The organism is Pseudomonas agronomica, from assembly GCF_025917275.1.
In the GTDB taxonomy this organism is placed as follows: domain Bacteria; phylum Pseudomonadota; class Gammaproteobacteria; order Pseudomonadales; family Pseudomonadaceae; genus Aquipseudomonas; species Aquipseudomonas agronomica.
This window is the reverse complement of sequence record NZ_JAOSHO010000764.1, coordinates 1-1,725: the sequence shown is the minus strand read 5'-3', so window position 1 is coordinate 1,725 and position 1,725 is coordinate 1. Positions and strand designations below refer to the sequence as shown.

3 protein-coding genes are annotated in these 1,725 nt (G+C 64.3%); all 3 read right to left on the bottom strand.

Features of this window, described 5'->3' with window-relative positions:
- Positions 1 to 69: 69 nt before the first annotated feature.
- A complete protein-coding gene (locus tag OC610_RS26945) occupies positions 70 to 930 on the bottom strand; it encodes an efflux RND transporter periplasmic adaptor subunit (protein WP_264432346.1) in 861 nt (286 codons plus the stop codon).
- A gap of 10 nt (positions 931 to 940) precedes the next feature.
- Entirely contained in the window at positions 941 to 1,141 is a 201-nt protein-coding gene (locus OC610_RS26940) for a DUF1656 domain-containing protein (RefSeq protein ID WP_186610974.1), read from the bottom strand.
- The coding region (locus tag OC610_RS26935) for an FUSC family protein (protein ID WP_264432338.1) at positions 1,131 to 1,725 on the bottom strand (595 nt) is incomplete at its 5' end. The genes OC610_RS26935 and OC610_RS26940, both read right to left, overlap by 11 nt.

The window sequence follows — 1,725 nt, the reverse complement described above, 5'->3', positions numbered from 1 at the left end:
TCGCGAGCAAGCTCGCTCCCACAGGGGACTGATGGTGACCATCATTTTTGTGACCACTCAAATAGCGGTTCAACGCTTGGCGGGTTCGACCACCACCGTACAGGTCATCCCCGCCGCCAGCAGCACCCCGTCCGGGACCTCGTCCAGGTGAATGCGCACCGGCACCCGCTGGGCCAGGCGGACCCAGTTGAACGTCGGGTTCACATCGGCGATCAATTCGCGGCTCTCGGGGTTGTCGCGGTCGTAGATCCCTCGGGAAATACTTTCCACATGGCCCTTGAGCACCTCACCGCTCATCAGCTGCAACTGCGCCGAATCGCCTACCCGCACCTTGGGCAACTTGGTTTCTTCGAAGAAGCCGTAGACCCAGAACGAATTCATGTCCACCACCGCCATTTTTGCCTCGCCGATCCGCGCGTAGTCGCCACGGTGCACGTTGAGGTTAGTGACGTAGCCGTCCACCGCCGCGCGAACCTCGGTGCGGGCCAGGTTCAGTTCGGCCGCCTCCAGTTGCGCCTGGGCCTGCTGGTAATCGGCCAGGGCCGAGTCGGCGATGTTGCTGGCGTCGTCACGGTTCTCCCGGGAAATCACCAGGCTGTCCAGGTCGGCACGCCGGTGGGCATTGACCTTGCGCATTTCCCAGGTGGCCTTGCGCGATGCGACAAGGGCGCGCGCCTGTTTCACCGCGATGCGGTAATGCTCGGGATCGATGCGCATCAGCAGGTCGCCCTTTTTCACCGACTGGTTGTCGCGCACCGGCACCTCGACCACCTCACCGCTGACGTCGGCGGCGACATTGATGATGTCGGCCCGCACCCGCCCATCGCGGGTCCAGGGTGTGTTCATGTAATGCACCCATAGCGTACGGCCGATCCACAGTGCCAAGGCCAGCACCAGCAACGTCGCCAGCAGGCTGAAGAATTTTTTCATTGTGTCGATCTCAACGGTAGACCGCCAGCGCCAGCGCGCCGAACAGGCAGGTGAACAGGCTCAGGCGCAGCAGCGCCGGGTGCCAGAAAAAACGGTACAGGTCCAACCCCGAGAGGAAACGGTCCAACGCCCAGGCCAGGCCGGCGGCGATGAAAAACATCAGGGTCATGGTGGGCATGTAAACGCCGTGGAAGGCGATTTCACGGGGCATGTTCAAGTTCCTGGGGAGGCGGCGTGGTGTAAGCCGCCAAGGGCGATTGCGGATCGAGCAACGAGGTGCGGATGAAGTGCAGGTAGCTTTTCACCCGACGCAGGGCCGAGGTATCAAAGTGCGGGGCGAAAGGCTCGTCGGTGGCCTGCACGCGGCCGATGGCGTGGTCCACCGCCACGAGTGCGCGCTCCAGATTGCTCTGGCTCGGTTGGCGGAACAGCCGCACCAGCGCGCGCCCCATCACGCGGATCGCCTGGCGCCATGGCTGGCTTTCGGCATAGGCCGGATGCACCGGCAGCGTCGCCTGCTCCTTGCGCAACTCGATGATCGCGTGGCCGACCTCCAGCACCACGAACATCCAGCGCAACAGATCCCGCTGCACCCGAGGCTGCCCCGCCGCCAGTCCGTAGGCCTGGTGCAGCAAGTCCCGGCTGCGGCTCTCGAAACCCGAGGCCAGGCCCTTGAGCTTGCCGCTGATGGCAAACACCACTTGTTCGCGCAGGTCCTGTTCCAGCCGGCGCCACAGCCAGCGACTGTTGGGCGGCAGGATGATCGCGCCAGCGGCGGCGCACACCAGCATGCCG